This window comes from uncultured Roseovarius sp. (assembly GCF_913054395.1).
Classification (GTDB): Bacteria; Pseudomonadota; Alphaproteobacteria; order Rhodobacterales; family Rhodobacteraceae; genus Roseovarius.
Genome location: NZ_CAJXIP010000150.1, coordinates 1 through 7627, shown reverse-complemented (window position 1 = coordinate 7627; position 7627 = coordinate 1). Strand labels below are relative to the sequence as shown.

Here is a 7627-nt window from a genome sequence, read left to right as displayed (position 1 = left end):
GGTTTCCTCGACAGCGCCAAGGCCGAAAGCCTCGATGCCATCGGCGAGGCGCTGACGGAAAACGGGCGTGTCATCGTGACCGGATGCCTTGGCGCCGAACCGGATTATATCCGCGAACATCATCCGCGCATCCTGGCCGTGACCGGGCCGCATCAATACGAACAGGTGCTCGATGCCGTGCACGCCGCCGTGCCGCCCTCGCCCGATCCGTTCATCGACCTGTTGCCCGCCTCGGGCGTAAGTCTGACACCGCGCCATTACAGCTATCTCAAGATTTCCGAAGGCTGTAACCACAAGTGCAAGTTCTGCATCATCCCCGACATGCGCGGCCGCCTTGCGTCACGCCCCGCCCATGCCGTGATGCGCGAGGCCGAAAAACTTGTCGGGAACGGCGTAAAAGAGCTTTTGGTGATCTCACAGGATACCAGCGCTTATGGCGTCGATATCAAACACGCCGAGGCGAATGGCCATCGCGCCCATATCACCGATCTGGCGCGCGATCTTGGCTCGCTCGGGGCCTGGGTGCGGCTGCATTACGTCTATCCCTATCCGCATGTGCGCAACCTTATACCGCTGATGGCCGAGGGGCTTGTGCTGCCCTATCTCGATATCCCGTTCCAGCATGCGCACCCGGAAACGCTGCGCCGCATGGCGCGCCCCGCCGCCGCCGCGCGCACCCTGGATGAGATCGCCGCCTGGCGCTCGGTCTGCCCCGAGCTGACCCTGCGTTCGACCTTTATCGTCGGCTATCCCGGCGAAACCGAGGCAGAGTTCCAGACCCTTCTGGATTGGCTCGACGAGGCGCAGCTTGATCGCGTCGGCTGCTTTCAATACGAAAATGTCGCCGGCGCGCGCAGCAACGACTTGCCGGATCATGTGCCCGACGAGATCAAACAGGACCGCTGGGACCGCTTCATGGCCAAGGCGCAAGGCATCTCCGAGGCCAAGCTGGCGGCCAAGATCGGCCAGCGCATCGACGTGATCATCGACGACATCGACAGCGACGGCATCGCCACCTGCCGCACCAAGGCCGACGCCCCCGAGATCGACGGGAACCTGTTCGTCGACGAGGGGACGGAAGGGCTGTCGGTCGGGGATATCGTATCGGTCGAGGTGGATGAGGCAGGGGAGTATGATTTATGGGGGTGTTTGAACGGCAATGTCGCATCATAAGCCGCGATCATTTGAACAGGCCTCTGAAAACCGCTGATCTTGCGTCGTCTTGAACGAAGCATTTTTCCGCTCACTTAAAAATCCGTAACTTTTATGATCCTATGGGACAGCGCCCGGCCCTGGGTGGGTGCGAAGCGCCCTCCCGTGGGGAGGGTCGGGCGCGGTCCGGATCGCAAGCGCCCCGGACTTGGGGAAACCCGCCAATGCCGCCGCGCGTCGGCTGCATGTGCGCCAAGGTGGTCGCGTCACCTCTGGGGGCGAGGCATTTGTGATGCTCTGGGCCGCGATGCCGCGCTATCGAGGGGTTGCGCTTGTGGTGGCCTTGCCAGGGCGGCAGCACCTCGCCGGGGTCATCTATGATCGCATTCTCGCGCCGTGGCTTTACGCCCGTCACCCGGCACGCGAGCGCCGCAATTGCCCCAACGTTACCCTATAAAAGCCGAAAATCTTTGGCATCATGAATTCATTAAGGTTTTCCTGCCATACAGGAGTGATGATTGATATGTCCTATCCCAACTATTCCCGTGCCGAACGCATGGCAGATGGCGCAGTCCACATCATCGGCCTTGTCGCCGCCATCATCGGCGTCAGTATTCTGTTTGTCATGTGGGCGCTGCGAATGGATGGGGTCACGCTGGCTTCGACGATCATCTATTCCGGCGCTTTGATCCTGATGCTGGCCGCCTCGGCCACCTATCACCTTGCCGCCCATACCACCGCGCGTCCGATATTGCGGCGGCTGGATCATGCGGCAATCTACCTTAAGATTGCGGGCACCTTCACCCCGCTCAGCGTGCTTTTGGGAACCGGGTTCGGCTATGTCATTCTGGCACTGGTCTGGGTGCTGGCCCTGATCGGGGCCGGCGCCAAGCTTTTGGCCAAGCGCGGCCAGATGACCACCGGGTGGCTACCCTATGTGGCGCTTGGCTGGTTCGGCGTCGCACTGTTCGTGCCGCTGGTGGATATCCTGCCACGCACGAGCATCTGGCTCATGCTGTCCGGCGGGCTTCTTTATACCGCCGGGGTGGTGTTTTATACGTGGGAAAGCCTGCGCTTTGCCAATGCGATCTGGCATGTCTTCGTCGCCCTGGCCTCGGCCTGCTTTTTCCTCGGAATCTCCAGTGCACTGGCCACGACGCTCTGAAGCGCGGCCATCAACGGGCGGCCTTGGCGCCCGCGCCACGGCCTCAAGCGCGCTTGCCCGCCTTCAAAAGTGAAAACAGATCGCCGTTGCGGCAATAGTCCGGGCCTTGCTCTGCCGCGCCGTCCTGCGCCGCCAGCCAATGATCGCAGGCCTCGGGATTGGCGCAGCCGGTACAGGCAAGCACCGCATCGCTAAGATCGCCGGGCCGCAACTGTCCGGCCATCATTTTTTCTTCCAGATCAACACCCAGAGTGTTGGCCATCCGGTCAACCAGATCGGCGTGACGTTTCAACGTGGTGATGCTTTGCATGCCCGTTCTCCTGCTGCTCGGCGCAGGATGAAGGGCTTTGAGATATCTGACTTTGACCTGAATCAAATGGCGCGATCCGCAAAATATGCGCGCACACAGTCCTGGACATGGCGAAACCGGTCTCCGCCAAGTTTTTTGCCACCATACCAACGGGTTACAACAATCACATGATCGCGCAGATCCTCACGCTCCAGCATGCGCAAAATCACCATCCCGGCACCGGATTCACCGTCATCCCCCTTCAACGCTGTGCCGTCTGCCAGCAAAACCGCCCAGGTATTATGGGTCGCCCGGGCGAATTTCTTGTCGCGTTTCAGCTCTTTCAGAAAGGCCTCGATTTCCTCGCGGCTATGCACATCCCCGCCCGAGACCGCATAGCTCGAGCCTCGGTCGCTGATCACACCGCGCAATTGCCGCATGTCACAGCCCGGCGTTCACGCGCCGCACGGTTTCGATGCGTTGGGCATTGGGCGGGTGCGTTCCCAGGAAACGGTCGCCCGGATCGGGGATTTGCGTAAAGAATTCGGCGCCCTTCACCGGGTCATAGCCCGCCCGCTTGGTGATCAGCGTGCCAAGCGCATCCGCCTCAAGCTCGAAATTCTTGGAATAGCTGCGCGCGCCGACACCCGCACCGATATCCACCGCCTGTTCAATCACTGCAGAGTTGGCCCCGGTCAAAACGGCAAGCCCCCCGAGCAGGATCGCCCCGGTGGCCGCGTTTTGCTGCTGGCGGGGGATATGCCCCTGAATGTGGTGCGCGGCCTCGTGCCCCATCACAAAGGCCAGCTCATCGCGGTTGCGCACATCGGCAATCAGCGCAAGGGTGAAGGCCAGAATCGGGCGCCCCGACTTGTCCACGGTCTGGTAGGCATTGGAAGGCTGCCCCTCGCGATCATCCACCACGATCCGGAAATCACAATTCTGCCCCGATGTACGGGCGCGGCATTCACGCTCTGCAACGGGCTCTACTGTATTCACAACCGTTTGGAATTGTTGAATTTTGCTACGCGTCGGCACCGAGGGCGCCTTTTGAACAGCCTGTGCCGGGGCCGGGCGGCTTGTCTGGCCCGACTCGACCGTCGACACGCAACCCGCCACCGAAAGCAGGCAAAGAAGGGGGATCAAACGCATGACGCTCCTCATCATTTAACGATCTCACCTCTGTGTTTAGCAGGGTTTCACCCCCCTTACAGCCCCTTGCACCACCCCGATCAGCGGGCTTGCAAAGACACGCCAACGCGCTAGGCTAAACCTATGTTTTCAATTGAACACGAATTCGACTCAACCGTCATAACGCTGGTCGACGAAGGCGCCGCACCCTTGGGCGAGGATGTGATCGTGAATGCCTTTGAAGAATGCGTCACGATCGAACAATACGATCCGCGCACCGATCAGACCCATGTGATCACCCTGTCGATGGCACAGCTGCGCGATCTGGGCGCAGCGCTGGACCTGCCGGAAGGGGTTTACATGCAAGCACCTAACAAGAAATAGAAATCTGCCCGGATCAGGGCTCGCCATGCAATCGGCGCAAGACCTCGGATGCGGCCACCGTCGGGGTCATTTCACCCTCGGCGACACGTTCGGCATAGTCCTGCATCACGGTCCGGGCATCGGGTGTGGCCAATCGGGCCAAAAGCCCCTGACGCACCTCTTCACGGAACCAATAGCGCGCCTGCTCGGCTCGGCGCCCGGCGAAATGGCCATTTTCGCGCCGCCACTTGATCAGTGTCATCATCTCGTCCCAGGCATGGCGAAGCCCCTCTTCGTGAAGCGCCGATACGGTGGTTGCCTTGGGAAAGCCTTCGGGATCCTGCGGACGTTTGCGCAACAGCCGGAGCGCGCCGGCGTAATCCGAACAGGTGCGTATCGCCGCCGGTTTGAGGTCGCCATCGGCCTTGTTGACAAGGATGATATCGGCCATTTCCATGATGCCGCGCTTGACGCCCTGCAACTCATCGCCGCCTGCCGGTGCCAAAAGCAGAATGAAGAGATCGGACATCTCCGCCACCACGGTTTCCGACTGTCCCACGCCGACCGTTTCGATCAGCACCACGTCAAACCCGGCCGCTTCGCAGAGGGTCACCGCCTCGCGGGTGCGCCGTGCGACGCCGCCCAGATGGGATTGGCTCGGCGAGGGGCGGATAAAGGCCTTCGGATCGCGGCTCAGGCGTTCCATCCGTGTCTTGTCGCCAAGGATCGACCCGCCCGAACGAGTCGAACTCGGATCAACCGCAAGCACTGCCACCTTCAGGCCCTGTGCCGTCAACATCATGCCAAAGCTTTCGATAAAGGTCGATTTTCCGACCCCCGGCGTGCCCGACAGACCAATGCGAACGGCCTCTCGCCCCGACGTCTTGAGCGCTTCTATCAGGGCGACCGCCTGTTCGCGATGATCGGCCCGCGTGCTCTCAATCAGGGTGATCGCGCGCGACAACGCGCGGCGGTCGTCGGCAAGAATCCGGTCTCTGAGGTCTGAAATATCCATGCGGGCGGCCCGTTGTTCTGAAATGGCTGTCGTGTGACTACATGCCTTGCACGGGGCGGGATTGTCCAGATGCGCGGGCTATGGAATTCCACCCCGTGATCGCGGATAAGACAGGGATGACACCCCGTTTGCCCATCCATGACGCGATTGCGCCGCTGCTTGACGCTTTGCGGGTGCGGGGGCGTGCAGTGTTGCAGGCGCCGCCGGGGGCCGGCAAGACCACGGTCGTGCCGCTTGAAATCTGGCGCGCGAACCTGACGGCCGGACGGATCCTGATGCTGGAACCGCGCCGTCTGGCCGCCCGCGCCGCCGCCGAGAGGATGGCACAGACGATCGGTGAAACTCCCGGCGAAACCGTCGGTTACCGCATCCGCGGCGAGGCGAAAATCTCGGCCCGAACCCGGATAGAGGTTGTCACCGAGGGCATCCTGACCCGCATGATCCAATCCGATCCGGAACTGTCGGGCGTCGGTGCGGTGATCTTTGACGAATTCCACGAACGCTCGCTCAATGCCGATCTCGGGCTCGCGCTTTGTCTTGAGGTGGCGGACGCGCTGCGCGATGACCTCATGCTATTGGCGATGTCCGCGACGCTCGACGCCGAACCCGTCGCAGACCTGATGGGCGATGTGCCGGTGATCACCTCGCAAGGGCGCAGCTATCCTGTCGAGACCCGTTGGCTTGACCGGCCCCTGCCCAAGGGCAAACGCTATGAAGAGGCTCTTGCCGATCTGGTGGTTCAGGCTGCTGATGCGACCACCGGCGGCATTCTGGTGTTCCTGCCCGGCGAGGGTGAAATTCGCCGGGTCGAGACACTGTTGAAGGGGCGCCTTTCGCCGGATTGCCAGATACGCCCGCTTTTCGGCGCGATGGATTTTGCCGCGCAACGGGCCGCGATTGCGCCCTCGGATCAAGGCCGCAAGGTGGTGCTGGCGACGGCGATCGCCGAAACCTCGCTGACCATTCAGGATATCCGCGTGGTGGTGGATGGCGGTCGCGCGCGGCGGGCGCGGTTCGATCCGGGGTCGGGCATGTCGCGGCTGGTAACCGAAGCGGTGACCCGCGCCGAGGCGACCCAACGCACGGGCCGCGCCGGGCGGGTGGCCGAGGGCATTTGTTATCGACTCTGGACCAAGGGCGAAGAAGGCGCATTACCCCCCTTCCCCCCCGCCGAGATCGAGGCCGCCGACCTGAGCGCACTGGCGCTTGAACTTGCCCTTTGGGGGGCGGAACCGGAGGGTTTGCCATTTCTGACACCGCCCAACCCCGGCAGTTTCAGCGAGGCGCAATCGTTGCTCAGGATGCTGGGCGCGCTTGACACCGGGGGCCGCATCACCCCGCATGGACGCACCCTGGCGGCGCTGCCGCTGCATCCGCGTCTGGCGCATATGCTGGCCGTGGCCGGACCAGACGCGGCGCCGCTGGCCGCCTTGCTGGCCGATCGCGACCCGCTGGCACGCGGTGCCCCGGTCGATCTGACACTGCGGCTGGCGGCAATCCGGGATTACAAAGCCTATTGCGACCGCTCGCCCCATATCGCCAACCGCGGCGCGGTCGAGCGGATCAAGGCCGAGGCCAGGCGCCTTGTCCGCCAGGCAAGGCGCGCAGACCAGACCACGATGAGCGACGCCGAGATGGCGGCACTTGCCTATCCTGACCGCATCGGATTGCGCCGCAAGGGCGATCAGCCGCGCTATGTGTTGTCGGGGGGCAAGGGCGCGATCCTGCCCGAGGAGGACACCCTTGCCAGCGCCCGCCTGATCGTGGCCACCGATCTTGATGGCAACCCGCGCGAGGCGCGTATTCGACAGGCAATCCAGATATCAGAGGCCGAAATTCGCGCGCTTTACGCCGATCAGATCGCCTGGCGCGATGTTTGCAGCTGGTCAAAACGCGAACGCCGCGTGGTCGCCCGGCAACAGGAATGCTTTGGCGCGCTCGTGCTTGATGACCGCCACTGGAAAGATGCGCCCGCCGAGGCCATCGCGCAGGCCATGCTGGACGGGGTACGCGATCTTGGTCTGACCTGGTCGGACGCGGCGCACCGTTTTCTGGCGCGGGTCCGGCTGATGCGCGATGCGGGCGAGGATATGCCGGATATGTCCGACGCCGCCTTGATGGACAGCATCAAGGATTGGCTTTTGCCTTATCTCAAGGGGGTCAAGACCGCGCAGGACTGGAAACGCTTCGACATGCTGGATGCGCTGCGCGCGCGGCTGAGCTGGGACCAGATGCAGGCGCTGGATCAAAAAGTGCCGGGCGCCTTCACCACCCCACTGGGGCGCAAAATCCCGATTGATTACAGTGGCGAGCACCCCGAAATCTCGTTGCGCCTGCAAGAAATGTTCGGCCAGACCAGCCATCCGATGGTCGCACGCACCCCGTTGCGGGTGACGCTTTTGTCGCCGGGGCAAAAGCCGGTCCAGACCACGATGGACATCCCCGGTTTCTGGGCCAATTCCTACGCCGATGTGCGCAAGGACATGCGCGGGCGCTACCCCCGGCATCCATG

At 62.7% G+C, this 7627-nt stretch carries 9 protein-coding genes; 5 read left to right on the top strand and 4 right to left on the bottom strand.

What is annotated here, in order from left to right:
- The 3 genes from rimO to QZ522_RS15995 form a co-directional block, all read left to right on the top strand.
- The coding region (gene rimO, locus QZ522_RS16005; protein WP_294613819.1) for a 30S ribosomal protein S12 methylthiotransferase RimO at window positions 1–1173 on the top strand (1173 nt) is incomplete at its 5' end.
- 187 nt (window positions 1174–1360) lie between these two features.
- Complete coding sequence (locus tag QZ522_RS16000; protein ID WP_294613816.1) at window positions 1361–1609, top strand: hypothetical protein; 249 nt, start codon at window positions 1361–1363, stop codon at window positions 1607–1609.
- Window positions 1610–1675: 66 nt separating this feature from the next.
- Window positions 1676–2317 (top strand): hemolysin III family protein, encoded by a 642-nt coding sequence (locus tag QZ522_RS15995; RefSeq protein ID WP_294613813.1) that lies wholly within the window; start codon window positions 1676–1678, stop codon window positions 2315–2317.
- A gap of 43 nt (window positions 2318–2360) precedes the next feature.
- Here QZ522_RS15995 and QZ522_RS15990 read toward each other — a convergent pair whose 3' ends face one another.
- From QZ522_RS15990 to QZ522_RS15980, 3 genes are all read right to left on the bottom strand, one after another.
- Window positions 2361–2627: a DUF6455 family protein gene (locus QZ522_RS15990; protein ID WP_294613810.1), complete on the bottom strand. Its 267-nt coding sequence runs from the start codon at window positions 2625–2627 to the stop codon at window positions 2361–2363.
- A 62-nt stretch (window positions 2628–2689) separates the two neighbouring features.
- Window positions 2690–3046, bottom strand: coding sequence for a YigZ family protein (locus QZ522_RS15985; RefSeq protein WP_294613807.1), 357 nt, complete (start codon window positions 3044–3046; stop codon window positions 2690–2692).
- A gap of 1 nt (window position 3047) precedes the next feature.
- Window positions 3048–3758: a M48 family metallopeptidase gene (locus tag QZ522_RS15980; protein ID WP_294613804.1), complete on the bottom strand. Its 711-nt coding sequence runs from the start codon at window positions 3756–3758 to the stop codon at window positions 3048–3050.
- 123 nt (window positions 3759–3881) lie between these two features.
- On the opposite strand from QZ522_RS15980, the gene QZ522_RS15975 reads away from it, so the two are divergent.
- Window positions 3882–4121 carry a hypothetical protein gene (locus QZ522_RS15975; RefSeq protein WP_294613801.1) on the top strand — a complete coding sequence of 80 codons (240 nt, stop codon included), beginning with the start codon at window positions 3882–3884 and terminating at the stop codon, window positions 4119–4121.
- Window positions 4122–4134: 13 nt separating this feature from the next.
- Here QZ522_RS15975 and meaB read toward each other — a convergent pair whose 3' ends face one another.
- Window positions 4135–5115 carry a methylmalonyl Co-A mutase-associated GTPase MeaB gene (meaB, locus tag QZ522_RS15970; protein WP_294613800.1) on the bottom strand — a complete coding sequence of 327 codons (981 nt, stop codon included), beginning with the start codon at window positions 5113–5115 and terminating at the stop codon, window positions 4135–4137.
- 116 nt (window positions 5116–5231) lie between these two features.
- Here meaB and hrpB point away from each other — a divergent pair.
- Window positions 5232–7627 (top strand): ATP-dependent helicase HrpB (gene hrpB / locus QZ522_RS15965; protein WP_294613797.1); only part of this gene is annotated, 2396 nt, incomplete at its 3' end.

Coding starts and splice junctions, on each gene's coding strand:
- QZ522_RS15990 (WP_294613810.1), bottom strand. CDS start 2,627: ATGCAAAGCATCACCACGTTGAAACGTCACGCCGATCTGGTTGACCGG.
- QZ522_RS15995 (WP_294613813.1), top strand. CDS start 1,676: ATGTCCTATCCCAACTATTCCCGTGCCGAACGCATGGCAGATGGCGCA.
- meaB (WP_294613800.1), bottom strand. CDS start 5,115: ATGGATATTTCAGACCTCAGAGACCGGATTCTTGCCGACGACCGCCGC.
- QZ522_RS15980 (WP_294613804.1), bottom strand. CDS start 3,758: ATGCGTTTGATCCCCCTTCTTTGCCTGCTTTCGGTGGCGGGTTGCGTG.
- QZ522_RS15985 (WP_294613807.1), bottom strand. CDS start 3,046: ATGCGGCAATTGCGCGGTGTGATCAGCGACCGAGGCTCGAGCTATGCG.
- QZ522_RS15975 (WP_294613801.1), top strand. CDS start 3,882: ATGTTTTCAATTGAACACGAATTCGACTCAACCGTCATAACGCTGGTC.